Source organism: Candidatus Thermoplasmatota archaeon (assembly GCA_035540375.1).
Lineage (GTDB): Archaea > Thermoplasmatota > SW-10-69-26 > JACQPN01 > JAJPHT01 > DATLGO01.
In genome coordinates this window covers 21214-45540 of sequence record DATLGO010000098.1, presented here as the reverse complement: position 1 = coordinate 45540, position 24327 = coordinate 21214, and the positions used below count along the sequence as shown (strand labels likewise).

General features: G+C 70.9%; 23 protein-coding genes. 11 read left to right on the top strand and 12 right to left on the bottom strand.

Translation table 11 applies throughout. From position 1 onward, the window contains the following. Window positions 1-44: 44 nt before the first annotated feature. Together VM889_11620 and VM889_11615 are read right to left on the bottom strand one after the other, a co-directional pair. A complete protein-coding gene (locus VM889_11620) occupies window positions 45-1091 on the bottom strand; it encodes an electron transfer flavoprotein subunit alpha/FixB family protein (GenBank protein ID HVL49197.1) in 1047 nt (348 codons plus the stop codon). A gap of 1 nt (window position 1092) precedes the next feature. Then, window positions 1093-2058 carry an electron transfer flavoprotein subunit beta/FixA family protein gene (locus tag VM889_11615; GenBank protein ID HVL49196.1) on the bottom strand — a complete coding sequence of 322 codons (966 nt, stop codon included), beginning with the start codon at window positions 2056-2058 and terminating at the stop codon, window positions 1093-1095. Between the two features lie 175 nt (window positions 2059-2233). Between VM889_11615 and VM889_11610 the strand changes: the two genes are divergently transcribed. Next, a complete protein-coding gene (locus VM889_11610; protein ID HVL49195.1) occupies window positions 2234-3190 on the top strand; it encodes a hypothetical protein in 957 nt (318 codons plus the stop codon). Here VM889_11610 and VM889_11605 read toward each other — a convergent pair whose 3' ends face one another. Continuing rightward, window positions 3191-3889 (bottom strand): radical SAM protein, encoded by a 699-nt coding sequence (locus VM889_11605; protein HVL49194.1) that lies wholly within the window; start codon window positions 3887-3889, stop codon window positions 3191-3193. 75 nt (window positions 3890-3964) lie between these two features. On the opposite strand from VM889_11605, the gene VM889_11600 reads away from it, so the two are divergent. Further along, on the top strand, window positions 3965-4456 hold the full coding sequence (locus tag VM889_11600; GenBank protein ID HVL49193.1) for a hypothetical protein: 492 nt from the start codon (window positions 3965-3967) through the stop codon (window positions 4454-4456). A 40-nt stretch (window positions 4457-4496) separates the two neighbouring features. After that, window positions 4497-5252 (top strand): alpha/beta hydrolase, encoded by a 756-nt coding sequence (locus tag VM889_11595; GenBank protein ID HVL49192.1) that lies wholly within the window; start codon window positions 4497-4499, stop codon window positions 5250-5252. 1 nt (window position 5253) lies between these two features. On the opposite strand, the gene VM889_11590 is transcribed toward VM889_11595, so the two are convergent. From VM889_11590 to queC, 3 genes are read right to left on the bottom strand one after another with little or no spacing between them, the layout of a single operon-like run. Then, window positions 5254-8601: an FtsX-like permease family protein gene (locus VM889_11590; GenBank protein ID HVL49191.1), complete on the bottom strand. Its 3348-nt coding sequence runs from the start codon at window positions 8599-8601 to the stop codon at window positions 5254-5256. Continuing rightward, window positions 8598-9350, bottom strand: a complete 753-nt coding sequence (locus tag VM889_11585; GenBank protein ID HVL49190.1) for an ABC transporter ATP-binding protein — start codon at window positions 9348-9350, stop codon at window positions 8598-8600. Before VM889_11585 ends, VM889_11590 begins: the two co-directional genes overlap by 4 nt. 58 nt (window positions 9351-9408) lie before the next feature. Further along, window positions 9409-10086, bottom strand: a complete 678-nt coding sequence (gene queC, locus VM889_11580; GenBank protein HVL49189.1) for a 7-cyano-7-deazaguanine synthase QueC — start codon at window positions 10084-10086, stop codon at window positions 9409-9411. A gap of 392 nt (window positions 10087-10478) precedes the next feature. Between queC and nadX the strand changes: the two genes are divergently transcribed. After that, window positions 10479-11243, top strand: a complete 765-nt coding sequence (gene nadX, locus VM889_11575) for an aspartate dehydrogenase (protein HVL49188.1) — start codon at window positions 10479-10481, stop codon at window positions 11241-11243. An 80-nt stretch (window positions 11244-11323) separates the two neighbouring features. After that, window positions 11324-11626, top strand: a complete 303-nt coding sequence (locus VM889_11570; GenBank protein ID HVL49187.1) for a TrmB family transcriptional regulator sugar-binding domain-containing protein — start codon at window positions 11324-11326, stop codon at window positions 11624-11626. A gap of 40 nt (window positions 11627-11666) precedes the next feature. Here VM889_11570 and VM889_11565 read toward each other — a convergent pair whose 3' ends face one another. Both VM889_11565 and nadA read right to left on the bottom strand, forming a co-directional pair. After that, window positions 11667-12458, bottom strand: a complete 792-nt coding sequence (locus VM889_11565) for an NAD(P)-binding protein (protein ID HVL49186.1) — start codon at window positions 12456-12458, stop codon at window positions 11667-11669. A 7-nt stretch (window positions 12459-12465) separates the two neighbouring features. Further along, window positions 12466-13560 carry a quinolinate synthase NadA gene (gene nadA, locus VM889_11560; protein ID HVL49185.1) on the bottom strand — a complete coding sequence of 365 codons (1095 nt, stop codon included), beginning with the start codon at window positions 13558-13560 and terminating at the stop codon, window positions 12466-12468. A gap of 255 nt (window positions 13561-13815) precedes the next feature. Here nadA and VM889_11555 point away from each other — a divergent pair, with 255 nt between their 5' ends. Beyond that, complete coding sequence (locus VM889_11555) at window positions 13816-14574, top strand: hypothetical protein (GenBank protein HVL49184.1); 759 nt, start codon at window positions 13816-13818, stop codon at window positions 14572-14574. Here the strand turns inward: VM889_11555 and VM889_11550 are convergent. Both VM889_11550 and VM889_11545 read right to left on the bottom strand, forming a co-directional pair. Further along, a complete protein-coding gene (locus VM889_11550; GenBank protein HVL49183.1) occupies window positions 14558-15583 on the bottom strand; it encodes a hypothetical protein in 1026 nt (341 codons plus the stop codon). The two genes, VM889_11555 and VM889_11550, sit on opposite strands and share 17 nt — an antisense overlap. A gap of 37 nt (window positions 15584-15620) precedes the next feature. Further along, a complete protein-coding gene (locus VM889_11545) occupies window positions 15621-16793 on the bottom strand; it encodes a hypothetical protein (GenBank protein HVL49182.1) in 1173 nt (390 codons plus the stop codon). Window positions 16794-16899: 106 nt separating this feature from the next. Between VM889_11545 and VM889_11540 the strand changes: the two genes are divergently transcribed. Further along, window positions 16900-17391 carry a hypothetical protein gene (locus tag VM889_11540; GenBank protein ID HVL49181.1) on the top strand — a complete coding sequence of 164 codons (492 nt, stop codon included), beginning with the start codon at window positions 16900-16902 and terminating at the stop codon, window positions 17389-17391. On the opposite strand, the gene VM889_11535 is transcribed toward VM889_11540, so the two are convergent. Continuing rightward, a complete protein-coding gene (locus VM889_11535) occupies window positions 17345-19006 on the bottom strand; it encodes a helix-turn-helix domain-containing protein (GenBank protein ID HVL49180.1) in 1662 nt (553 codons plus the stop codon). The genes VM889_11540 and VM889_11535 overlap by 47 nt on opposite strands. A gap of 430 nt (window positions 19007-19436) precedes the next feature. Between VM889_11535 and VM889_11530 the strand changes: the two genes are divergently transcribed. From VM889_11530 to VM889_11515, 4 genes are all read left to right on the top strand, one after another. Next, the gene (locus tag VM889_11530; protein HVL49179.1) at window positions 19437-19706 is read left to right on the top strand and encodes a hypothetical protein; all 270 of its coding nucleotides are present in this window, start codon (window positions 19437-19439) and stop codon (window positions 19704-19706) included. 40 nt (window positions 19707-19746) lie between these two features. Continuing rightward, complete coding sequence (tgtA, locus tag VM889_11525; GenBank protein HVL49178.1) at window positions 19747-21705, top strand: tRNA guanosine(15) transglycosylase TgtA; 1959 nt, start codon at window positions 19747-19749, stop codon at window positions 21703-21705. Between the two features lie 86 nt (window positions 21706-21791). After that, window positions 21792-22310: a DUF892 family protein gene (locus tag VM889_11520; protein HVL49177.1), complete on the top strand. Its 519-nt coding sequence runs from the start codon at window positions 21792-21794 to the stop codon at window positions 22308-22310. 97 nt (window positions 22311-22407) lie between these two features. Next, the gene (locus VM889_11515; protein HVL49176.1) at window positions 22408-23391 is read left to right on the top strand and encodes a winged helix-turn-helix transcriptional regulator; all 984 of its coding nucleotides are present in this window, start codon (window positions 22408-22410) and stop codon (window positions 23389-23391) included. Here the strand turns inward: VM889_11515 and mptA are convergent. After that, entirely contained in the window at window positions 23381-24262 is an 882-nt protein-coding gene (gene mptA, locus VM889_11510; protein HVL49175.1) for a GTP cyclohydrolase MptA, read from the bottom strand. The two genes, VM889_11515 and mptA, sit on opposite strands and share 11 nt — an antisense overlap. Window positions 24263-24327: the final 65 nt, after the last annotated feature.

The window sequence follows — 24327 nt, the reverse complement described above, 5'->3', positions numbered from 1 at the left end:
GGCGGGTTGAAGGACCCGAGACCGGCCCACCCATGAATGTCCCCCTACTTGTGCGCCTTCCGCCGTCGGATCTCCGCCGCGATCGCGGGCAGGATCTTCGTCGCATCCCCGACGATGCCCACGTCGCTGACCCCGAAGATGGGGGCCTTCGCGTCCTTGTTGATCGAGACGACGAAGCCCGCCTCCTGCATGCCCGCGAGGTGCTGGACCGCGCCCGAGATGCCGGCCGCGATGTAGAGCTTCGGGCGGACGGTGATGCCCGTCTGGCCGACCTGGTGCGTGCGGCCGATCCACCCCTGGTCGACGATCTTGCGGCTCGCGCCGACGGCGCCGCCGATCGCTTTCGCGACCTCTTCGACGTGCTTCAGGTTCTCCTTCTGCGCGAGGCCCATGCCGCCCGCGACGATGATCTCGGCCTTGTCGAGGTGGACGCCGCCTTCGGGGATCTTCTCGAACCGGATGACGCGGCTCTTGTAGCCGCCCGCAAGCTGCGGGGTGAGCTTCTCGATCTCGCCCTTGCGCGCGGGGTCGGGCGTGCCGACCTCGAAGGTGTTGGGGCGCGCGGAGGCGATCCACGGGCGGTGCTTCGGGCACACGATGCCGGCGAGGATCTTTCCGCCGAAGGCCGGGCGGAGCATGATGAGCTCCCACTCGTTCTTCTCCTCGACCTTCTTCATGTCCCACTCGAGCTTCGTCGCGTCGGCCGTGCAGCCCGTGTGGTTGCGCACGGCGATGCGGCTGCCGAAGTCGCGGCCCGTGTGGGTCGCGCCGATGAGGAACACTTCGGGCTTGCGCTCGTCGACGAGCTTCGCGCAGACCTCCACGTAGGGCTCCGTCGAGTACTTCTCGAGGTCCTTGTGCTCCGCGAGGACGACCTTGTCGGCGCCGTAGGAGACGCATTCCTTCGCAAGGTGCTCGACGTTGTGGCCGAGCAGGATGGCGGTGAGCGTGGTGCCGCGCTGGGTCGCGAGCTCGCGGCCCTTCGTGAGCAGCTCCTTCGACACCTTGGCCATCTCGCCCTGGTGCTGTTCGATGAAGATCCAGACGCCGGTGTACGCGGCGCCTTCCTCGGGCGTGGTGACGGCGGGCATCTCAGAGCACCCCCTTGAGGAGACCCTTCTCCTCGAGACGGTCGACGACCTTCTTCGCGATCTCCTCCGGAGTCGCGCCCTCGATGAACTCGGTCTTCTTGCCGCCGACGTCGATCGTGATGATCTTGCCGACGACCGTGGGCGAGCCCTTGAGGCCGAGCTTCGTGCGGTCCACGTCGAGGTCGTTCGACGTGTAGAGGGTGAGCTGGAACTTCTGCTTCGCCATGATCGACCGCATCAGGTTGGGCGCGCGCGGGGCGTTGATGCCGAGGTTGACCGTGACGACCGCGGGGAGCTCGGCTTCCCACGTGGATCGGGCGCCTTCGAGGTCCTGCGTGCAGTGGATGCGCAGGTTCGTCGCGGGGCCGTCGACCTTGCCCGCGGGCTTGCCCGAGGCGTCGACGAGGGCGAGGTCCTTGATGTACGTGACCTGGGGCCAGCGGAGCCACTCCGCGATGCCGGGGCCCGTCTGGCCGGTCGACGAGTCCGTCGTCTCCTCGCCGCAGATCACGAGGTCGACGGCGCCGAGGTACGTCTTGAGATCCGCCTGGACCCACGGGGCGTTGGGCGGGGTGGGCTTGCCGTCGGGCTGCGTCTTCGGCGGGGGCACGTGGCCGTAGTACTCGCCCTGCTTCACCGAGTTCAGCTTCCGGATGCCCGCGGCGAGGGTGTAGGACGTCGGGTAGGTGTCGCTGCCCGCGAACGCGCGGTCCGAGATGAGGACGGCGTCGTCGGCGCCCATCGCGATGCACTCGCGCAGGAAGGGCTCCGCGAACGGAGGGGACATCGAGAGGATCGTGACCTTCGCGCCGTGCTTGTCCTTGAGCTGGAGGGCGAGCTCGAGGGCGTTCAGGTCCGGGGGATTGATGACATTCTGGGCGCTCGAGCGGTCGAGCGTCTTCGTCTCCGGGTTGATCCGGATGTCCTGGGCGTTCGGCACGGGCTTGAGGCAAACCACGACGTGCATGAAAGGGGTCCCCGCGCCCCTCGGATTCCCTGGGGGAACCTGGGGGCACGCTCCGTTAATCCATGACCCTTTTTAACGATTTGGGTCGCCGGAGGAATGCGCGGGGCGACCGCGCGTATTTGCACCGCGGAGACCGTCGCGGGAGGGCGGTCCGTCCGGCCGCGGAGGCTTCCCCATGACGAACCCCACGCCGCTCACCCGACCCCGGTACATGGATGCGATCCGCCTGCGCGACCTCTATGGCGTCACCGGTCCCGTGCCCGTGGAGACCGGCGTCAAGGTCGCGAAGGCCATCCTCGCGGTCGCGGCCGCGGACGGGGACGTCACCGAGGCGGAAACGGCCTGGCTCTTCGGGTCCTTCCGCGCCCTCGGCGCCCCCGATGACGCCGTAGAGGCGCTCCTTAAGTTCGATCCGCGCTCGGCCGACCTCAAGGAGATCCTCGACGAGGAGGTCGCGCCCTTCGCGCGGCTCGTCGTCCACGACGCGATCCGCGTCGCGCGCGCGGACGGCCTCGCGGGGCGCGAGCGGGAGGCCGCCCGGCGCGCGGCCCGCCTTGTGGGCGTCGACGCGGAGGTGGTCCTCGCGATCGAGAGCCTCCTCGCGGTGGACGACGCGCTGCGCGCGGCGCGCGCCGTCCAGCTCGGGGCCGGCGAGCCCGTCGATTTCGGATCGCCCGCCGCGCGGAGCACGCCCAACGTGTTCGTGCGCGAGCGCTTCGGGACGCGCGGAGAGCCCTCCCGAGCCACCGTCGAGAAGCTCGCCCGCGCCGTCCTCGCGGTCGCGAGCGCAGACGGCGCGCTCTCCGTCGGCGAGCGCGGTTGGTTCCGCAGCACCCTTCGCGCGTACGGCATGCTCCCGCCCGCGATCGAGCAGCTCCTCAACCAGGACCCGGGCTCGCACGACGTCGCGGACGCGCTCGACGCGACCCTCCGGCCGCTCGCGCGGGTCGTCCTGTACGAAGCGATGCACACGGCGCGCGCGGACGGCCTCGCCGGGTCGGAGCGCGAGCGCGCGGTGATCATGGCGGAGAGGCTCGGCCTCGACGCGGGCGTCGTCGCGGGTCTCGAAGGCATCATCCTGCTCGAGGACGCGCTCCGCTCGGCGCGCGTGCGCGTGCTTTCGCCCCCGTGATCAGACGCCCTTGCGCTGCGGGCCCCAGATGTGCTTGTGGAGCTGCGTCCCCACGCGCACGTCGAGCCGGTCGGCGACGACCCGCTCCGCGAGCGTACGGAGGTCCCAGGGCGCGCCCGCGAGCTTGAGGCCCATCGGGTTCGGAATGTCCCACATGGGCTGCAGGAGCACGCGGCACGGCACCGGGTGCTTCGCGAGCGTGTCCAGCATGTATTGATAGTCGCGCTCGTCGGCGATGACGAACTTCAACTGGTCGTGGGGACGGAGGAGCGCGAGGTTCGACCAGACGTTGCGCTTCTGCATGTTGCTTGCCGGGCACTTCACGTCGAGGCTCAGGATGAGCCTCTCGCGCGGCGCAAGCGCGGCCGCCCGGTCCACGGGGACGCCGCCCGACGTCTCGAGCACGACGTCGTAATCCTCCGCGAGAAGACGCTCCATGAGGGCGACGCACGCGTCCGGTTGGTCCATCGGCTCGCCGCCCGTCACGCAGACGCGCTTCACGGGGAGGAACTTCCGCACCTCGTCCATCACGCGGTCGACGTCCGACGCCTCGCCGCCGTAGAACGAATATTGCGTGTCGCACCACGCGCAGCGGAGGCTGCACCCGGTCAGGCGCACGAACGTGGTCGGAAGACCCACGTGCGCGCCCTCGCCCTGGACGGAATGGAAGACCTCCGTGATCTGGACGGGCGCGGCCACGGGGGCTCCACGCGGGGCTTCGGGCATGAACCCTTCGGGGCGCGCGTTCATGTCGCCCGCGGGACATGACGGCGCGTGGTCCTCCTCGTCGTGGACGACATGCCTTCCCGCGGCTTCGCGGCGCGCCTTGCGGCGTCCCGCCCCGACGCGGCGCCCCTCGCGCCCGGCGCGAGCCCCGATTTCGCGGCCTTCAGAGAGCGCGTCGAAGGGCGCGTCGCCGCGGCGAGCGGGCCCGTGCGCCTCGCGGGCGTCGGCGTCGGCGGCGTCGCCGCGTGCTGGGTCGCGGCCGAGTCGCCCGCGCGCGTTGCCGCGTTGACCCTCCTCGCCACGCCCCCGACGCCCGAGGAGACCCGGCGCGCGGTCCTCCCCGACGAGCCGGCGCTTGCCGCCTGGGACATGCCGATGGAGGCGCTGACCACCTACAAGGGCCCGGCGCGCGTTGTGGACTTCGAGGACGACCCGTCGCTCTCGGCGACCCGCGCGATGTTCTGGAAGGCGTGGCTGCCGCAGGCTTCGTACGAACGCCGGCCCCGCCGGGAAGCGTTCGACCCCGCCGACCTTCTCTAGGAAGCAGAACCAAGTAGAGGCGCGCCCCATCGCCCCCTTGGTGCCCGCCGTCCCCTTGAAAGGCATCCGCGTCCACTACGAGACCCGGGGCGAAGGCCCCGCCCTCGTCATGCTCCACGGCGCGCTCGCGAGCCATCGCGCCTGGATCGGGCAGGTGCCCGTCTTCGCGCGCTCGCGCCGCGTCGTGACGCCGGACCTCCGCGGGCACGGAAAGACGACGCGGTTCGGCGTCGCGGGGAATCCGTGGGAGCGGTGGAACGTCGGCCTCTTCACGGACGATCTCCTCGCCTTCGTCGACCGCGTCTCGCGCGACGACCCCGTCGAGCTCGTCGGCGCCTCGCTCGGCGGCATCGTCGCCGCGTGGGCCGCGGCGCGCCGGCCCGACCGCGTGAAGAGCCTCGTGCTCGTCTCGACGCCCCCCGGCCCGCAGGAGCGCTTCGAGCGCTGGTTCTCCCGGCACACGCCCGACACGCTCCCCGAGCCGGACCGCCGGCTCATGGCGCTCTGGCACGGCGAACCGTACTGGAAGGACCTCGCGCGCCACGGGCTCGCGTATTTCGCGAAGTCGCGTCCCGAGGTCTTCGCGCCCGCGGAGGATCTGGCGGCGTACAAGGGTCCGGCGCTCGTCCTGCAGGGACGCCACGACGATCTCCTCGAGCCGGGAAGCCTCGACGAGTGGCAACGGCTCCTTCCGCAGGCGAAGACCGAAACGGTCGACGGCGACCACGCGTTCTTCGCGGACGGACGCGCCGGGACCCGGGCGATGAACCAGCTCCTCGGCGCCTTCCTCGCCTGATTCACTCGAGGTAGCGCACGGCCTCCGCTGGCGGCGTGTTCGCGGCGCGCCACGAAGGATAGAACGTTGCGAGAACGGTGGCGGCGTAGGTGAGAACGAGGATCTCCGCGATACCGCGCCACGGCACGCGGAACTCCAGCCCCAGGCGCGTGAACGACTCGGTCGTGACCGTGACCCCGTAGGCCACCGCGATCCCGATCGCGACGCCGGCCGCGATGCCGAGGGTGACCGTGAACAGGATCTCGAGGAGGAAGATCTTGAGGATCGCGCGCCGCGGGTACCCGATCGCGCGGAGCATCCCGATCTCCTGTCGGCGCTCGATCACGGCGCGCGCCGTCACGATGCCGAGGCTCGCGATCCCGACCACGAGACCGAAGCCGAGGAAGAGCTGGAAAAGGGTGACGACGCGGCGCGACTGCTCGACGACGTTCTGCGCCTCCTCCTCGATCGCGACCGCGTTCATGCCGAGGTCCTCGAAGGCCGCCTCAAGCGTCCGCGCGACCTCGACGGGATCGGCGCCGGGCTTGAGCTTGAAGAGGTATTCGCCGCGGACGCGCTGGAAGTTCGTCTCGACGACGTCGGGATGCGCGAAGACGCCGCCCAGATAGAGCTGCTTCTGGATGCCGATCACGCGGAAGCTCTCCGGTCCCGAGGTCGTGTTCATGACGAGCGTCGCGCCGACCGAGTGGTGGCCCGGCTCCCCCGTCTCGTCGAACGTGTAGACGAGCGAGATGATGACGAGGCCCGGGTCCTTGAGCACCGCTTCGTAGGCCTCCCGGTCGGTCGCGTACTCCGGCGCGCGCTGGTCGAGCGCGTAGGCGTTGTTCGCGGCGAAGCCGGGGCCATAGGCGTACACGTAATCCACGATCGGGCCCTGGTAGTGGATGCGCTCGCCGTCGATGGTGATGAAATCGCCGCCGTAGCGCCAGGCGTACACGAGGTCGTCGTGGCGCTCGACGTCGACGAAGGGATCGGGCTCGCCAGGCTTGTTCGCGGCGAACCAGGCGCCGAGGTCGTCGACCGCGAGCGTCGTCTCGGCTTCGACGTCGTAGCCGCCGCTCTGGTCCTTGAGGTCGAGGGTGAACGTCGCCCCGAACACGCTGAACACGACCACGACGAGCACGACGAGCGCGAACATTCCCGTTGTGAGGCCCGTGCGGAGCTTGCGCTCGAGCGGATAGGCGACGGCGGGGACGACGGCCTCGCGCAGGCGCCGGACGCGCATGAGCGCGGCTTTCGAGAAGCGCATGAGCGCGCGCGAATGCACGAGGATGAGGACGACGGCGAGGACGACGAGCACGCCGCGGACCGGAACCATGACGCGGTTGACGAGGCCCTCGGGGCTCGCGAGGAAGAAGAACGACCCGAGGCTCTCGATCGCGATCGCGGCGCCGATCAACGGGAAGACGCGGTCCGCCCGGAACCACCGCAGGAGCGTGAACGCCAACGCGACGAGCGCGACCGGCGGCGCGAGGACCTGGAGGACGTGGTTGTCCGAAACGAATGCGCCGAGGACGGCGAGCACCGAAAGCAGGAGGAACGCGAGCGACCACGCGAAGGTCGACCGCCGGAGCCTGCGCTTCGGCTCCTCGATGCGGCGGATCGCGCGGACGACGTTGAGGCGCGAGACCTTCGCGCTCGCGACCGCGACCGTCGCCATCGTGAGCGCGAAGCCGAGGGCGAAGGCGACGAGGAGGCTCGACGGCTCCACGTGGAAGGGGATCGAGATGAGCGTGTCGGGCGTCGCGCGCACGAGGTCGTTGATGCCCAGGATGAGCACGTAGGCGATCGCGAGCCCGAGGAGGACGCCGATGAACGCGGCCGCGACCGCGTAAAGGACGCCCTCCATGAGGAAGAGCGACACAAGATCGCGCCGCGGCAGGCCCACCGCGCGCGCCATTCCGAGCTCGCTCCGGCGCTCCTCCGCGAGCATGACGAAGATGTTGACGATGAGGAGCACGCCCGCGATGATCGTGAAGGAGCCCATCACCGTGAGGAACTCCTTGAGCATCGTCCCCGCGCGCTCGGCGCGCTCCAGGAAGATGGCCTTCACGTTGCGCGGCGCGACGGCCTTCACGGAGGGTTCGTCGGGATGCGCCGCGGCGATGTCGCGCAGGGCCTCGCGAAGCGCGGCCTCGACCGCGGCGCCGCGGGCGAGCCCCCCCTCGAGGCTGCCGTCGTTCGAGACCTTGACGACATTGATGCGACCCTCCTGCCCGTAGATGCGCTGCGCCTCCTCGAGGCGCATGAACATCGCGGAACCGAGGAAGGAGTCGCCTTTGCCCTCCATCTCGACGACGTCGCGGAGGGTCACGTTCTCCGTCCGCACGCGGCCGTCGAAAGCGCCGTCGGCGAGGCCCGGGGGGATCTCGAACCCCGCGCGCTCGAACGCCGCCGAGGCGTTGCGGAGCTTGCCGAGGTCGTACTCCTCCGCGAGCGTCACGACGAAAGCCCGGAACGGCTGGTTCGCGGCGGCCTTCGCGCCGACGCGGAGCGTCCACGTGCCCTTCTCGAGCCGTTCGTCGGGCGACGTGACGTTGAGGAACGCCGGGCCGTCCGGGTCGCCCGTCGTGCCGTTCACGTTCGCGAAGACCCGGCCCGAGGGCGACGTGACGAAGGGATCGAGATCGACGCGGTCGGCGGCCGGCCCGAACCACGCGAGGACGACGACGGCGCGGGTCGTCGCGGGCCCGACGTCGAAGGTGAAGGTGTCGGTCGATCCCGGGGCGGAGGGATAAGGACAGAGGACGCCGGGGACGGGACAGGCGCCGGCGCCCGCCGCGATCGCGCCGTCGAACACCGTGAGCGTCGGAAGGAGGGGCGTGGGCGGAACGAGGTGGCTGAGCTTCACGCGGTCGCCCGCGCGCGCGTCGAGGCGCTCGGCGAGGACGCGCGAGACGTAGACCTCCCCCGCGCGGAGCTCGGACCCGTCGGTCCTCCGTCCATCCGCGAAGACGAAGGGCTCGAACGGACGGTCGAGGACGGGATCGAGCCCGACGACGGTGACGCGCGGCTCGCTTTGCCGCGTGCGCGGGTTCGACACCGCGCCGTCCTCGATGAGCACGGGCGAAAGCGCGTGCGCCTCGCGCCGGACCGCGGGGTGCGCGGCGAGCTCGTCGTACACGTAGCGGGGGAAATGCAGGTTGCCCTCGATGAGGACGAAGGAGTCCGCGGGGCCGAAGGCGTCGAGCGTGCCCTTGCGGATGCCGTAGGTCACGGAGTCGCCCGACACGAGCGACCCCGAGATGATCGCCGTGCCGACCATGAGCCCCGCGACCACGACGAGCGTCTGCGCGCGCCGGCGGAAGGCGTTCCGGAGGGCCCACCGCGCGAGCGCGAGCGGGTTCATCGGCCCTCCCGGGCGACGGGCTCCTCGCGCACGACGCGGCCGTTCTCCATCCGGAGGATGCGATCGCAGGCCCGCGCGATGCTCTCGTCGTGCGTCACGATGACGTACGTCTGCCCGCGCTCGGCGTTCAACCGCTTCATGATCGAGAGGATCTCGAGCCCCGTGCGGGTGTCGAGGTTGCCCGTCGGCTCGTCGGCCCACACGATCGCGGGATCGTTCACGAGGCTCCGCGCGATGGTCACGCGCTGCTGCTGCCCGCCCGACAACTCGGCCGGCTTGTGGTCGGCCCGGTCGGAGAGCCCGACGACCGCGAGCGCCTCGAGGGCCCGCGCGCGCGCCGCCTCCGGCTCGACGCCCGCGACGAGCAGGGGCAGCTCGACGTTCTCGGCCGCGGAGAGGACGGGCAGCAGGTTGTAGCTCTGGAAGATGAAGCCCATCCGGAGCGCCCGGTAGCGGGTGCGCGCGTCGTCCGCCATCGCGTGGAGCTCCCGCCCTTCGATGAGGACGCGTCCGCCGTCCACGTCGTCGAGGCCCGAGAGGCAGTTGAGGAGCGTCGTCTTCCCCGACCCCGACGGACCCATCACAGCGACCATCTCGCCGCGCGCGATGGACAGCCGGACGTCCACGAGGGCGGGCACCCGGAGGGCGCCCGTGTCGTACGTCTTTGCGACGCCCTCGGCCACGATGATGGGGCCCGCGGTCGACACGGGACCGTCGGAGACTTCCGGACGGCGCGAGAACGGCCACATGGTCAAGCGGCGATGACCCCCGCGACGTATATGAGGCTTCGCGCCGCCCCGCCGCGTTTCAACGCTCGTACGAGACCGGATCCTCGAGGCCCGCCTCGCGGAAGCCCTTGAGGCGCAGCGCGCACGAATCGCACGCGCCGCACGCCCGAGCGCCGCCCTGGTAGCAGCTCCACGTCAGCTCCAGGGGCGCCCCGAGGCGCACGCCCTCCCGCACGATGTCGGCCTTCGTCATCCGGAGGAGCGGCGCCTCGACCCGGACGCCGCGACCCTCCACCGCGCGCTTCGTCGCGAGGTTCGCGAGGCGCTCGAAGGCCTCGAAATACTCCGGCCGGCAGTCCGGATACCCGCTGTAGTCGAGCGCGTTCGCCCCGATGAAGATCGCATCCGCGTCCCGCGTCTCCGCCACCGCGAGACCGTAGCTCAGCATGATCGTGTTGCGCGCCGGCACGTACGTCGCCGGGATGTCCGCCGCCATCCGCGCCTCGTCCCGGCCGGTCGGCACCGCGATCGCCGCGTCCGTGAGCGCCGAACCCCCCAGGCGCCCCAGGTCCAGGTCCACCACGACGTGGCCCGCGAGACCCAGCCGCTTCGCGACCGCCCGCGCCGAATCCAGCTCCCGCGCGTGGCGCTGGCCGTAGCGGAAGCTCAACGCCACCACCTCGAAGCCCCGCGCGAGCGCCATCGCCGTCGAGACCGTCGAATCCAGGCCGCCCGAGAGGAGCGAGACCGCGCGCACGCGGCCAAGCACCCCGCGCTTTCCGCAAGAACGTTTCCAGGCGGCGCGGGCGCGCGATCGGGGGATCGGGATCGGGACCAGGCGTCGGGCGTCGGGCGCCGGGACCGGGACCGGGCGTCGGGCGTCGGGCGCCGGGACCGGGCCCGGGCGCCGGGCGCCGGGACCGGGACCGGGCGTCGGGCGCCGGGCGCCGGGGGCCGGGACCGGGCGTCGGGCGCCGGGTACCGGGTACCGGGACCGGGCTTCGGGCGCCGGGCCCGGGCGTCGGGTCCGGGCCCGGGCGTCGGGTCCGGGTCCGGGCGTCGGGACCGGGTCCGGGCGTCGGGTCCGGGTCCGGGAGCGGGGCCGGGCGCGCGCCGAAACCCTGATTCCCGCGGCGCCGTTCCCAGCGCATGCGCATCCTCGTCGTGGGCGCGGGGTCCATCGGCACAACCGTCGCGGAGGCCGCGCGCGGGATGAAGGGCGTCACCGGCATCGACGTCGTCGACACCCTCGGCGACCGCGCGCGGGCGCTCGCCGCGCGGGTCGGGGGCGAGGCCGTGGACCTCGCGACGGGGCTCGCGCGGGCCGACCTCGTCGTCGAGGCCGCAAGCCAGGCGGCCGCGGCCGACGTCGCGCCGCGCGCGCTCGAGGCGGGCAAGAACGTCGTCATCCTCTCGCTCGGCGCCCTCGCGGACGACGCCCTGCGCGCGCGGCTCGACGCCGCCGCCGCGCGGACGGGCGCGCGCGCCCACCTCCCCTCGGGCGCCGTCGGCGCGCTCGACGCCCTGCGCGCCGCGCGCGAAGGCGGGCTCGACGAGGTGACGCTCACGACGGCGAAGCCGCCCGCCGGCTTCGGTCTCGGGTCGATCGACGCGCCGCGCACGCTCTTCGAAGGTCCCGCGCGCGAGGCGGTCGCGCGATACCCGAAGAACGTCAACGTCGCCGCCGCCGTCGCGCTCGCGGGCCTCGGGTTCGACCGCACGCGCGTGCGGGTCGTCGCCGATCCCGCGCTCACCGAGAACACGCACACCATCGAGGCGAGGGGCGCGTTCGGATCGCTCCGCTTCCGCGTCGAGAACAGGCCCTTCCCCGACCATCCCGCGACGAGCCGGCTCGCGGCCCTCGCGGCCGTCGCGCTCGTGCGGCGCCTCGCCGATTCCTCGACCCTCGCGTGACGAGGAAGCGTCCATCACGCCTCGCGCGAGCGCCGCCCCTAGGCGACATTCCTATGCACGCCCCGGGGGCTCGGCGCGCGATGCACGGCAAGACGTTCTCGCTCAACGAACGAGAAGTGGGCTTCGCGCTCGACCACATCCACGACCTCCTCGTCCACGAGCGACGCGACATCGGCGTCCCCGCGCGGATCCGGGGCATCAGCACGCACACGGGAAGCCGCGTCGAGATCGAGGGCGACATCGTGAGCGTGATCAAGCTCCAGGGCCCCGGAAAGTTCCTGCGCGCCCTCGTGCTCGAGACCCCGAGCGGCCTCTACACCGTCGGCGCGGACCGCGCCGTGAAGGAGGACGTGGCGGCGGAGACCCTCACGCTCCTCATCTGAGCGAGCAACGCCCCGCGGGCCTCGCCCGCGGGCGCTCTTCTCACCGGATGAGATGGCGCGGTCCGGCAGGGCCAAGGAGCGCGCGCGCCGCGTGGCACGCGTTCTGGAACGCCTTGAGGTCCGGGTCGAGCCGCGCCCGCGCGTAGTCGTCCGCTTCGCCCTTGAGGCGGTCGACGAGGATGCGCGTCTGATCGAGCGTCGCCCGCTTGTCGGCGAACGCCCGCATCGTCTCCCGCAGGCGCTCGAGCTTCACGGCCGCGAAGCCCGTGGGCATCGGCGAGTCGACGGTCGAATACGGCTTCACCCTCGCCGGCTCGGCGGCCGGAACGCGCGCGGCGTACGAGGCCGCGGCGCGCCCCGCCGACTCCGCGGAGGCGCCCGTCGACGACGCTCGGCCCGCGGCGAAGAGTCCCGCAAGGGGGCTCGCGCCGTCCTCGCCCGTCGCGACGCCGCCCGCGACCGCGGGGCGCGCGCCCGCCGCGAGGGCGAGACCCTCGATCGGCGCCTCCGCGCGCCAGGCCATCGCGACCGCGTCGCCCGTCGCCGAGGAATCGGGCGCAACAAGCGCGTCCGCGCCGCCGGTCGCGAGGACGACGGCCTTCGCGAGGACGAGATCCGCGGCCTCCGCGCCGAGGTCGAAGAGCGCGAGGCCCGCGACGCGCGTCCCGTCCGCCGACCGGACGAGGTCGAGCGCGAAGGCGGGCGCGCGCGACGGCACGCCCGCGACGGCGCGCCGGCGGTCGACGACGAGGACGGAGGCGCCCGCGGCCCGGACGGCGCGCGCCGCGGCCGCGCCGGTCGCGCCGCCGCCGACGAGGAGGACGTCCGGCATCATGCTCTCACAGCGCGAGCATGCGCTCGAGCGCGAGCTTCGCGCCGGCGCGCTCCTCGGGCTCGGTCGCGATGCGGTTGATCACGCGACCCTCGTACGCGAGCGACTCCGTGACCCAAAGGAGATAGTTGGGGTCGACCTGACGCATCGCGTTGCAGTCGAGGCACAGCTCGCCGCAGAGCTGCACGACGTACTTGTCGGGATTTTCCTTCGCGAGCCTTCGCACCATGTGGATCTCGGTGCCCACGGCCCACTTCGTGCCCGGCGGCGAATCCTCGATGATCTTCGCCATCTCGGTCGTGGAGCCGAACGCGTCCGCGGCCGCGACGACCTCGCGGCGGCATTCGGGATGGACCAGGATCCGGATGCCCGGGTGCTCGCGCTTGATCTCCTCGACGTGACTGAGCTTGAAACGGTCGTGCACCTGGCAGAACCCTTCCCAGAGGATGACGCGCGCGTCGCGCACGGCCTCTTCCGTGAGGCCGCCGAAGTCGCGGTTCCACGCGTTCCAGCGCGCGATCTCGGAATCCTTGACGCCGAGTCGGTGGGCGGTGTTGTGGCCGAGGTGCTTGTCCGGGAGGAAGACGACCTTCTTCCCCGTGTCGAGCGCCCACTTCATCGCCTTGTGGGCGTTCGAGGACGTGCAGATGAGGCCGCCCTTCTCGCCCGTGAAGGCCTTGAGGTCGGCGTAGGAATTCATGTACGTCACGGGGACGAGGGCGTCGGGCCCGAGCACCGTCTCGAGCTGGTCCCACGCGGACTGCACCTGCACCATCTCGGCCATGCCGGCCATCGGACAGCTCGCCTCCATGCTGGGCATGATGACGTTGCGGCGGCCATCCGTCAGGATGTCCGCCGTCTCGGCCATGAAGGTGACGCCGCAGAAGACGATGTGCTTCGCCTCCGTGCGGGCGGCCTCGACGCTCAGTCCGTAGGAGTCTCCGACGAAGTCGGCCCAGCGGATGACGTCGTCCTGCTGGTAGTTGTGTCCGAGGATCACGAGGTCCTTGCCGAGCGCGGCCTTGGCCGCGGCCATGCGCCGCGCGCGCTCGTCGGGACCGACCGAAGCGTAGGACTCCGGCAGGACCTCCATGAGGGACATGTGCTTCGCGAGGCTCGCGGCCCACCGGGAGGCGGGCGAGCGGCGCGGCGCGACGAGCGGCAGCGTCATCGACCGTCGGTAGCTTTGGGTTTCATAAATAAACCCGGAATGCGGTCAAAGCTGCCCGGCAACCGATCGCCGCGGCAAGATTTTCCTGATCCTGGAGGGATCCGGAAGGTTGATGAGCGATCCGGGGCAGGAGACATCCTTGCGCATGCTTGACACGCCTCCCCGCCCGCCCCATCGGGTGAGGGCTTGACCGACGCGCTGCTCGCCTTCGGTGCCGCCCTCTCGGCGGCCACCTGCGTCCTTTACGGTTACGTCGGCTTCCTGATGCTTGCGCGGCCGGTGAGCCCCGAGGCGAGCCTCGCGAACAAGGCCTTCGCGGCCTGGTGGTTCAGCCTCGGGGGCATGACCCTGCTCGACGGGGCGCGCCGCGCGATCGCGGCGGTCGGGATCAGCGATCTCGCGATCCACGTCGCGTTCGTGAACGCGTCCATCCTCGCGCTCGTTTTCGCGCTCGCGAGCATCACCTACTATCTCCTTTACCTCTACACGGGGCGCCGCGGCGTCTGGATCCCGGTCGTCGCGGGTCACGCGGTCATCTACGTCTACCTGCTCTACCTCGTCGTCTTCCTCGATCCCGTCGCGCTCGACCAGCGCACGATCGCCGTGAACCTCGAATACGCGACGCCCGCCTCGGGAGGCGTCCTCTGGATCGCGCTCGCCCTCATCCTCGGCCCGGTCCTCTTCGCGGCCATCGCCTACGGATCGCTCTACAGGCGCGTCGAAAGCCCCCTGCAGAAATACCGCGTGGCGCTCGTCTCCTCCGCGTTCATCGTGTGGTTTGGGGCCGCGCCGATCCTCGGCTTCGCGACGGGGTGGTCGTCGACCGACTGGTGGCCGATCGTGTCGGCCGTCCTGGGGCTCGCGATCCCGATGCTCATCATCCTCGCGTACCGTCCCCCGGCCTGGGTCCGATCCCGTCTCGGCGTCGTCAGCGGGCACGCTTGAGGTTGTAGACGTCCTGCCGCGCGTCGCGCAGCGACGGTTCCTTCGCGATCGCGCCGCGGGCGAGGAGATACCCGACCGCGTTGCGGACGGTGCGCGCGGAGAGATTGCTCTCCTTCACCATCTCGGCCTGCGTCATGCCGCCCTCGTACTCGAGAAGCTTGTAGAGGAATTTCGCGGACGGCGGCGCATCCTTGAGCAGCGGGTCCAGCTCGCGCTCGAGCTTGAGCTTGCCGAGGAGCTGCGCGACGTGCTTCGGCCCGAGCCGCACGAACGGCGCCCCCTTCTCCGCGCGCACGATCTCGACCGTGTCGTTGCGACCCACCCGGATGCGCTCCCTCCCGTCGACGACGAGATCGACGCCCGAGGGGGCGGCCACCTCCGTGACGCGCAGGCGCCCCTCTTGGCTTACGACCATCGGCCGGTTCTGGTCCGACGAGCAGATGGGAACGACGGAGAAGACCTTCGAGTCCGCGAGTACGACGGGCCCGCCAGCCGCGAGCGCGTACGCCGTGGATCCCGTGGGCGTCGCGACGATGAGACCGTCGCCGCGGTCGCGCCAGATGAGCTCGTCGCCGACCCACAGCGTGTGGCGCACGAACTGGCCGGGCGTCGACGCGAGGAGCGCGGCTTCGTTGAGCGCGACCGCGCGCTCGACGCCGCCCACGCGGCAGCTCATGCGGTCGACCTCCTCGACCCACCAGTCGCCCGCGAGGATGCGCTTCACGGAGCTCTCGAACTGCGCGACGGTGACCTCGGTGAGGACGCCGAATCCGGCCCCGCCGACGCCGAGCACGGGCAGGTCGGAGGGCGCCTCGTGGAACGCCGAGAGGAGGAACGCGCTGTCGCCCACGACGATGAGCAGGTCGCCCTTCGCGTCCTTCGCGCGGTAGACCTCCTGCGAACGCGCGCCGGCGCGCTTGAGCGCCGCGAGGACGCGGTCGCCCTCTTCGCGGGCCACGGCGTCGTGCTTCACAAGGACGCTGAGGGTGCCGGCGCGGCGCGGGGGCATCGGGCGTCAAAGCGGGGATCGGGCCTTAAACCCGTCCTCACGTCCCGTCATCCATCTCGATATCGCCCCTAACGGCGACGACGGTGAGCGCGTACGAGAGTTCTGCGTCGTAGCAGCCGTCCTCGCAGGGGGCCATGCCCGGAACGGGGGGCTCGTAGGCGGCGCGCACGAGGTACTCCCAGGCGCTCTGCTGCGCGTAGGGGCTGTCGGTGTTCTTCATCTCGACCTCGCGCTCGAACGTCCACGTCTTCTTGTCCGGCGAGGACGCGTTGAGCTTCATCTCGCGGAATCCCCAGCCGTCCGCGGCCTTCGCGAGCAGGTGGAGATGGTGGACCTTCAGGTTGCTCGGGTTCACGGCCTCGACGACGACGGTTCCGCGGAGCTTGACCGTCTCCATGGGAACGGGCTTGTCGCCGGGCACGACGCCGGGCGGCGGCGCGAGCGGGTCGAGACGCCGGTTGACCTCGGCGCGCGGGCCCTGCTCGCTCTTCGCGACGCCCTTCGCCTCGAGGATCGTCGTCTCGTTCGCGCCCTTCCAGAAGTCGGGGTGGCCCGGGAAGAGCGAGATGTCGCGCATCCGAACGATGTCGATCTTGAGGTTGACCTGGCCGATCGCGAGGGCGGGCGTGCCGGCCGCGGCGAAGAGGAAGAACCAGCGGCTCGTCTTGCCGTGGGGCATGTCCGTCATTTCCGGCGTCAGGTCCAACGTGTAGGTCTGACCCTTCGAAAGCGGGATCCACGCGTCGCTCATGTCCTTCGCGCCCGCGTGGCGGTAGATGAACCGCATCCCGGTGACGGTCGGGTCGTTCCACGAGACCGTGATCTCCATCTTTCCGGCGCCCTCGTAGACGATGGCCCCCTCGGGAAGGCGGACGAAGGCCCCGCCCGCGATCGGCTCCCGGACGAGATACGTCGTGAACACGGTCCAGAACAGGGCGTTCACGGCGTCGAGGTCGAGGATGTCCTCGTAGAGCGTCACGCGCTCCTGCCCGTCCCAATAATCGTGGAGGTGGGGGCGCTCGCCGGCCGAGAGGTTCTGCGGCGTCCGGCCGTCGTCCACCGGGATGTCGGCGGGATCCTCGTCGGCCGTCGTGTTGTCCTTTGCGAGCTTTCCGTCGCCCGCGTCGGGAGCGGGGGCGGCGCCGAGGCACCCGGCGAAGGGCACGGCCGCGACGAGCAGGGCGACAAGGAGCGTCAGGCGGGAGGACACGTGGACACCGCCTGCTCCACCTTGAGGGGACGCCATAAGCTTTCCTCGCAGGTTGTTGAACAATCGGGGCCGAAAGGCCCATCCCGCCCCCCTCCCTTCGCGCCGCATGGCCCGGGACGACGTGTCGCGCTTCCACCTCGAGGACGTGGGCGACGAGGCCCTTTCCTTCGCGCGATGGTTCTTGAAGAGCCGGTTCGACCTCATGGAGAGCTTCACGGCGGAGCTCGCTCGCGCGCCGCGCGAACGCGACGTCGCCGCGCTCAAGCGCCGGTTCCACAAGGCGACGCGCCACGCGAAGCGAGTGCAGCTTGCGCGGCTCGTCGTCACCGTGCTTCTCGCCCTCGGCGCGGTCACCACGGTGCTTGCGGCCGCCGGAGCGGCGCTCTCGCTCCCCCGCGAGGTCGATGCGCCCGTCGAGGCGGGAACCGCCCTTCTCGACGAGGTCGCGGCCCTCGCCGGCACGGCGACCGTGGGCCTCGTGGCGCTCCGGCTCGGCTTCGATCGTTATCTCGACCTGGTCGGGGTCACCGCGACGTTCGTCGCGATGCAGATCACGGCTTCGGCAGGGGCGACCGGTTCCGCGCCATCACGACCGTGAGGGGCGACGTACCGTCCTCGAAGCGCGTCTGCGTGACCTCCACGGTCGCGACACCGTCCTTGAGGCGCGCCTTCGCCGGGAGGACGGGCGCGTCCGGGGAGCCCGTCGGAAGGATCGGGGTTTCGGGGAGCCCGTCGGGAAAAATGTCGCCGAGGGTGAGCTTCGCGAGGTCCCGGCGGGGCCACCCCATGAGCGACTGCGCGGCCGCGTTGCCGAAGAGGATCCTCCCTTCCGCGTCCGCGACGACCACGGCGTCGCGGATCGAGTCGAACAGGCGGCCGATGCCGACCGCGCGGGGGGTCACGCGCGGGAAGATCTCGAGCTCGCGCCGGCGCTGCTCAAGCGAGACGGAATCGGACCACCGCCGGTCGAACGCCTCGCAGAGCGCCTTGACCGTGGTCGGGTTGTTCGTGTGGATCCACACCTCGCCTTCGAGGTTTCCGGTGGGGTTCGACGTCGGACCGACGGAGAAGAGCGCTTCCCGGTCGTCGTAGATGGTGAACCGGCTGAACGCGTCCGGATCGAGGTGCCGCCACTCGATCGCGCCGCTGATATCGGCCCCGAAGCTTTCGATGCTCCGCAAGGCGTCGATCGAATCGATGTTGGTGATGACGAGAAGCGTGACGCCCCCGTTCACGAGCGCGGTCGTGTTCGCCCGGTCCACTTCGGTCAGGATCCGCTGCGGCATCGCCGACGCATACCGGATCCGACGCGCGCCCCGCGCGAGCGAGGCGGCGTGGGCGTCCCGGACGGGTTTCTCGCCCGAGATGATGTTCGTGAACGGACGCTCGGCCCCTTCCTCGATGATGCGGCGCTCGAGGGCGAGCTCCGGCGACTTCGCCCACTGGGGCTCGAGGAGCGCCATGAGCGAGGCGACGACGGCCGCCTGGTCCGTGATGAAGCCGACGTCCTTGCCCGCGACGGGGCTCTCGTCGTCCGGAACGAAGGTGACGACGAGCGCGCGCCGGTTGTCGGCGATGTAGATGCCGACGTTGAGACCTTCGGCCGTCTCCGTCGTTCGACCGCGGATCTCGGCCCGGTTCGCGAATCGAAGAAGGCGGGGAAGCGAATCCGGCGTGATCGGCGACAGCACGCGGATCTTGACGCCGCGGGCGACCACGTCGTTCACGACGTCGTTCAGGTATCGGACCCGGGAAGATCCGCGCGGCGTCCCGAGAACGAAGACCTCGGACTCGGCGCCGCTCATGATCTCGCGGATCTTCGCCATCACGTTGCGGCGGCCGCGGATGACGGAGAACGCTCCGCGGTCTCCGACGTCGGCGTCGCCGAAGATGCGGAACTCCTCTTCGAGCTTCTCGCGACCGAGACGGATGGTGGCGACCGCCGTCTCGTGCTCGCGCGTGAGCGCATCGAGGAACGCGGCGAAGGGAAGGGGCGCGTACTTCTTCGGGAACTCCGGGAGAATCTCCACGAGGCCCTTCGCGTGGAGCTGGTCGAGCACGTGGTAGATCTTGCTCGTCGGGACTTTCCCGAGCGCGGAGACGTCGCGCGCCTCGGTCACGCCGAGGTCGAGGAGCGCGAGATAAGCGCGCGCGGCGTATTCGCTGAGGCCGAATTCCCTGAGCCGAGCGATCCTCGCATCCGTCACCGGCATCGTCTTCACCTCCCACGCAGGGCGGCGCCTGCGCGATCCCGACCCTTGCGATTCGTAAGACAGGTCATAAAGATTGCCGGTCGGAGGGCCCGGGCCTCCATCGCGCAAGGCCCGCGAGCCCGCATCGCCGGCACGAGGCGCCCGCGGGGCCGGCGCTGCGGCGGACGTACGTGTAGCCGCAGCCCTCGCAGGCGACGACGTCCCCGACAACCGGCCGGCCCCGGAGGGACGATCCGGGAACGATCGTCCCGCGCGCGGGCCGGACAGGCCCCACCAACACCATCGAATCGGTCATGGCGAACGGGCGGACGAGGAATTGGCTTCCGTTATCGATTCTGGTTCATTTCCTAGACCTCCCCGAGGCTACCATGGTGGGTTGTTGGACGGGTTCGGCGACAGCTTCTTGTCCGATCCGCGCCTCCGCGGAACCATGAAGGCCATCGTGCGACTCCTCCCGGGTCCGGGCGATCTTTCCCAATCGATGGGCGCGCAGATGGCGCAGGCGCTGTCCGCCTTCGGCGCGTCCCCTGGGGGCCGCATCCCCGTCGACGTGCCCGTCGAGGACACCGCGCGGGAGTTCGTCGTGGAAGGCGCCGTGCGCAGCGAATCGGACGCGTCCGTCGTCCGCTTCTTCGACGACGCGGGGCGCGAGCGCGCGCTCGTCCCCCTGCACCGCATCGACGTCGTCCGGTTCGATTAGCGCCCGAAGCCTATTTCGGGGGCTTCGGCCTCCGCGACGTGTGCGCCCCACCTTCGAGATCGTCGCGCGCGACGGCGCCGGACGACTCGGCCGCTTCAAGACGGCCCACGGCGTCGTGACCACGCCGACCCTCCTTCCCGTCATCAATCCGAATCTCCGCCTCATCGAGGCCTCGGCCATGCGCGCGATGGGCGCCGAGATGGTCATCACGAACTCCTACATCATCCGCAAGAAGGAGGCGCTGCGGGAGAGGGCGCTCGCGGAGGGCGTGCGGAGCGTGATCGGCTGGGACGGGCCCGTCATGACGGATTCGGGCACGTTCCAGACCTACGTGTACGGCGACGGGCTCGACATCGACCCGCGCGAGATCGTCCGGTTCCAGCGCGACATCGGCGTCGACGTGGGCACGATCCTCGACATCTTCTCGACGCCCGACCGGACGCACGCCGAGGCCGCCGACGACGTCGCCCGCACCGTCGTCCGGGCGCGCGAGGCGACCGCGGACAAGGGCGACGCGATGGCGCTCGCGTGCACCGTGCAGGGCTCCGTGTATCCCGACCTGCGCGCGGCCTGCGCGCGCGCCTATCGCGACGACGCTTCGATCGGGGCGGACTTCCACCCGATCGGCGGGGTCGTGCCGCTCATGGAGCAGCAGCGCTACGCGACCCTCGTCGACGCGATCGTCGCCGCGAAGATGAACCTCGATCCCTCCCGTCCTGTGCACCTTTTCGGCGCGGGCCACCCGCTCGTGTTCCCCTTCGCCGCGCTCCTCGGCTGCGACTTCTTCGACTCCGCGAGCTACGCGAAGTACGCGAAGGACGGCCGCATGATCTTCGAGGACGGCACGCGCCACCTCGCCGATCTCGAGGAGATTCCGTGCGCGTGCGCGGTTTGTTCCCGGTACTCGGCCGCCGAGCTCAAGAAGGCCCCAGAGGCCGAGCGCACGGCGCTCCTCGCGGAGCACAACCTGCGCGTCTCGTTCGCGGAGGTCCGCCGCGTGCGGCAGGCGATCCGCGCGGGCGACCTCTGGGAGCTCGTCGAGATGCGCGCTCGCGCGCATCCCGCGCTCCTCGACGCGCTCAAGGCCATCGCGCGCCACGCGGATTGGCTGGAGACGCTCGAGCCCGTCTCCAAGCGCAGCGCGTTCTTCTACGCGGGGCCCGAGAGCGTCGCGCGCCCCGATGCGCGCCGCGCGCGCGAGCGGCTGCTTTCGCGCTGGGACCCGCGCGGGCGGACGGTCGTCGTGATGCCCCCGGGCGCCAAGCCCGCGAGCATGACGTACGCTCCGATCCTCGCGCGCCTCGACCTCGCGCGATGCGCCCCCGCGGTGCGCTCGATGTTCGGGCTCGTTCCGTTCGAGCTCGACGAAGCCTATCCGTTCGCGCAGAGCGTCGAGCCGCGCGACCCGGACCGGGAGGCGTTCGACACGCTTGCCGCCTTCGAAACGGAGTTCGCGAAGCGTCACGGCGTCGCGATCGTCGAAGCCGAGGCCGCGGGGGACGGGTTCGACGGCCCCGCGAGCGCGGACTTCGACCTTCTCCGCGTGCGCGCCGTCGCCGACCACCAGTTCGGCCCCGGCGCGGGCCTCGCGCTTCTCGATGGAAACGCCGAGGTCGGCAAGTCGCGCCGCACGGACAAGATCCGGACCGTCCACGTGGACGGCGAGCACGTCCTTTCGATGCGCGCCGAGGACGGGCACTTCACGCTCAAGCTCGCGGGGGCGAAGCGCCTCCACGCCGCCCTCCCCGCCCCGCGCCTCAGGGTCGTCGTGCACGACGACTCGGTCCCGTTCAACCGCGACGGGAAGAGCGCCTTCGCGAAGTTCGTCCTCGCGTGCGATCCGGCCCTCCGGGCGGGGGACGAGTGCCTCGTGGTCGACGGCGCCGACAACCTCGTCGGATGCGGGCAGCTCACGCTTGCGCCTTCGGAGATTCCCTACTTCCGGAGCGGACCCGCCGTCCACGTGCGTGAAGGTCTGCGGATCCCCGGGCCTCCTTGAGGCGTCCGTGAGACGCGGAAAGCGGGACCCCTCTGCCTCGGATCGTTCCATAAGACCCACAGCCTCCGGCCCCTTTCGGGCGGGCCATGGCGGAAAAGATCTCGTCGCCGGCCGAACTCTTCGCGCACGAACTCAAGGACATCTACGACGCCGAGCACAAGCTCGTCGAGGCGCTCGGAACGCTCGCGAAGGAGACGAAGGATCGCGAGGCGAAGGAAGCCTTCGAATCCCACCGCGAGGAGACGCAGAACCAGATCGGTCGCCTCGACCAGATCTTCGAGATGATCGGAAAGGAGCCCAGCCGGGGCGAGGGTTGCGAGGGCATCGACGGGCTCCTGGAGGAGAAGCGCTCCTTCGGCCGGAAGAATCCCGCGCCCCCCGTGCTCGAGATGTTCAACCTCTCGGCCGCGGCGAAGACCGAGCGCTACGAGATCACCGCGTACGAGAGCCTCATCCGCCTCGCGCGGAACCTCGGCCACGAGGAAGCGGTGGACCTCCTCGAGGAGACGCTCGAGGAGGAGGAGACCGCCCTCGAGACCGTGAACGGCCTCGCCGAGCGCCGTCCCGCCGAGGCGGCCGAGTCGAAGACGACGCGCACGTCGTGAGCGCCCGGGGCGACGATTGAACCTTGCGACCGCAAGGGTCTTATAACGCCAAAACGACTCGTGCGACGACTTGGCACAGCCAAGGGGGCTTCAACTCTTGACGTCGCGCGTCCTCGTCATCGTCGCCGTCCTCGTCGCCTTCGCGGCGCCCGCCGCCGCCGAGGAGATCGGCCTCGGCCGCCATGACTTCAAGGTCGAGGGTACCGACCTCGTCGCGGACACCGACCGCCTCGCCCAGCGCGACCTCGACGCGGGCGCGGCGGCGGACGTCGCCGTGAAGGACGTCGACCTCGCCTTCGAAGGTCCGGCGTGCCGCGTCGCGGACGCAGCCTCGCCCTCGTGCAGCAAAGGCCACGTGGATTACGCGGCCGGCATCGAGATCCGGAGGCTCGAGGTCGAAGCCGACGTCGGCCTTTTCGAGCAAGGCGCCTCGGCGGCCCCCGCGGAGGTCGACGTGGCGTCGGTCCCGGCCCCCGCGGACGAGGGGCTCCCCGCGACCACCGTCCTCGTCGTCGCGGCGGGCGCCGCAGCCTCCGGCCTTGCCGGGTGGCTCGCCTGGCGCGGACTCAAGTTCGGCCTCCTCGGCCTCGGGCTCTACTCCTTCATCAGCGACGACGAGCTCCTCGACGACGAGAACCGCGCCCGCATCTTCGCGCTCATCAAGGCGGAGCCCGGCGTGTCCACGAAGGACGTCGCGAACCGCCTCGGCCTCGCCTGGGGCACCGTCACCCACCACCTCCTCAAGCTCGAGCGCCGCCGCTTCGTCACCTCGCGCAAGTACGGCAAGTACCGCCGGTACTTCGCGAACGGCGCGGCTCCCACGGACGAGCGCAAGGACGTGGTGGCCGTGCTGCGCCTCCCGCGCACGGCCGACGTCGCGGCGCTCATCCGCAACAACCCGGGCATGACCCAGAAGGAGGCCGGCGACCGCCTCGGCGTCTCGTCCTCCACCGTCCTGTGGCACGTCCGCCGGCTCGAGTCCGTCGCCCTCGTCCGCAAGCTCCGGGAAGGCAAGCTCGTGCGCTACTTCCCGACCGAGCGCTACGACACGGCCGCCTCGCAGGCCGCCGCTAGCTCCTGAGCTCCTCGAGCGTCGTCACGCGCTCCGCGTACGCGTTGTGCTTGTGGATGGACTCCTCCGCCTCGCTCCGGGCCACCACGAGCGTATCCGCGGGAAGCTGGCCGTACGCCTTGACGACGCGCGCGAGGACCTCGCGCACGACGTCCTCGACGAACCGGGGATGCGCATGCGCCTGCAGGACGAGCGTGGCCTCGTCGCCGCGCTTCAGGTACTCGAACGTGGGCGCCGACAGGGACTGCTCGCAGATGTCCACGAGGTCGTCCGCCTCGACCGCGCCCGTCGTGAAGTCCAGCACGAGGCTCACGCGGTTGCGCTGGTTGTGCGTCACCGTCGGCATCTCGGGCACGCGGACGCCCCGCTCCTCAAGGAGGTGTCGCGTCCCCTCCATCGCGCAGGGACACGCGGTCATCCCCAAGACCTCGACGCCGATCGACCGGCGCGCCGCGCCGCCCCGCTCCGCGTCCGCGCCGGCGACGAGGTGGTACACCTCGAGGCTGGGCGCGCCGAGCGGCGTGCGGCGCTCGCGGAAGTAGTCCGCCTCGACGCGCACCTCCGCCCGCGTCGCGTACGCGTGCCGCTCGAGGAGCGTCGCCGCGAGGCGCGACGCGAGCTCCTCGAGGCCCGCCGTCGTCTCGCGCGCGAAGGCGTCGATCGTCGCGTTGATCGCCTCGACGTTGCGGCTCATGTGCGTCCCGCGCTGCTCCGCCGGGAGGTCCACCGCCACGTCGAACGTCCCGAGCAGCGTGCGCGCCGCGCGGCCGGGCCGCGCCACCGTGATCGGCTTCGCGACGCCCGTCACGCCCACCCGCGTCAACGTGAAGTTGTGCGGCGCGCGGAAGTTCTGCACGTCCGGAAGGTGGCTCGGGGGCATGGACAACGAGCGCCAAGACGCGTCCACCCCATAAAGCTTGGACCCGGCATCACACGGGGATATGG

What these genes read in the sequence shown, in the direction of transcription:
- VM889_11620 (HVL49197.1), bottom strand. Translation starts at nt 1,091, where the DNA reads ATGCCCGCCGTCACCACGCCCGAGGAAGGCGCCGCGTACACCGGCGTC.
- VM889_11615 (HVL49196.1), bottom strand. Translation starts at nt 2,058, where the DNA reads ATGCACGTCGTGGTTTGCCTCAAGCCCGTGCCGAACGCCCAGGACATC.
- VM889_11610 (HVL49195.1), top strand. Translation starts at nt 2,234, where the DNA reads ATGACGAACCCCACGCCGCTCACCCGACCCCGGTACATGGATGCGATC.
- VM889_11590 (HVL49191.1), bottom strand. Translation starts at nt 8,601, where the DNA reads ATGAACCCGCTCGCGCTCGCGCGGTGGGCCCTCCGGAACGCCTTCCGC.
- VM889_11585 (HVL49190.1), bottom strand. Translation starts at nt 9,350, where the DNA reads ATGTGGCCGTTCTCGCGCCGTCCGGAAGTCTCCGACGGTCCCGTGTCG.
- nadX (HVL49188.1), top strand. Translation starts at nt 10,479, where the DNA reads ATGCGCATCCTCGTCGTGGGCGCGGGGTCCATCGGCACAACCGTCGCG.
- VM889_11570 (HVL49187.1), top strand. Translation starts at nt 11,324, where the DNA reads ATGCACGGCAAGACGTTCTCGCTCAACGAACGAGAAGTGGGCTTCGCG.
- VM889_11565 (HVL49186.1), bottom strand. Translation starts at nt 12,458, where the DNA reads ATGCCGGACGTCCTCCTCGTCGGCGGCGGCGCGACCGGCGCGGCCGCG.
- nadA (HVL49185.1), bottom strand. Translation starts at nt 13,560, where the DNA reads ATGTCCCTCATGGAGGTCCTGCCGGAGTCCTACGCTTCGGTCGGTCCC.
- VM889_11550 (HVL49183.1), bottom strand. Translation starts at nt 15,583, where the DNA reads ATGCCCCCGCGCCGCGCCGGCACCCTCAGCGTCCTTGTGAAGCACGAC.
- VM889_11540 (HVL49181.1), top strand. Translation starts at nt 16,900, where the DNA reads ATGGCCCGGGACGACGTGTCGCGCTTCCACCTCGAGGACGTGGGCGAC.
- VM889_11535 (HVL49180.1), bottom strand. Translation starts at nt 19,006, where the DNA reads ATGCCGGTGACGGATGCGAGGATCGCTCGGCTCAGGGAATTCGGCCTC.
- VM889_11530 (HVL49179.1), top strand. Translation starts at nt 19,437, where the DNA reads ATGAAGGCCATCGTGCGACTCCTCCCGGGTCCGGGCGATCTTTCCCAA.
- VM889_11520 (HVL49177.1), top strand. Translation starts at nt 21,792, where the DNA reads ATGGCGGAAAAGATCTCGTCGCCGGCCGAACTCTTCGCGCACGAACTC.
- mptA (HVL49175.1), bottom strand. Translation starts at nt 24,262, where the DNA reads ATGCCCCCGAGCCACCTTCCGGACGTGCAGAACTTCCGCGCGCCGCAC.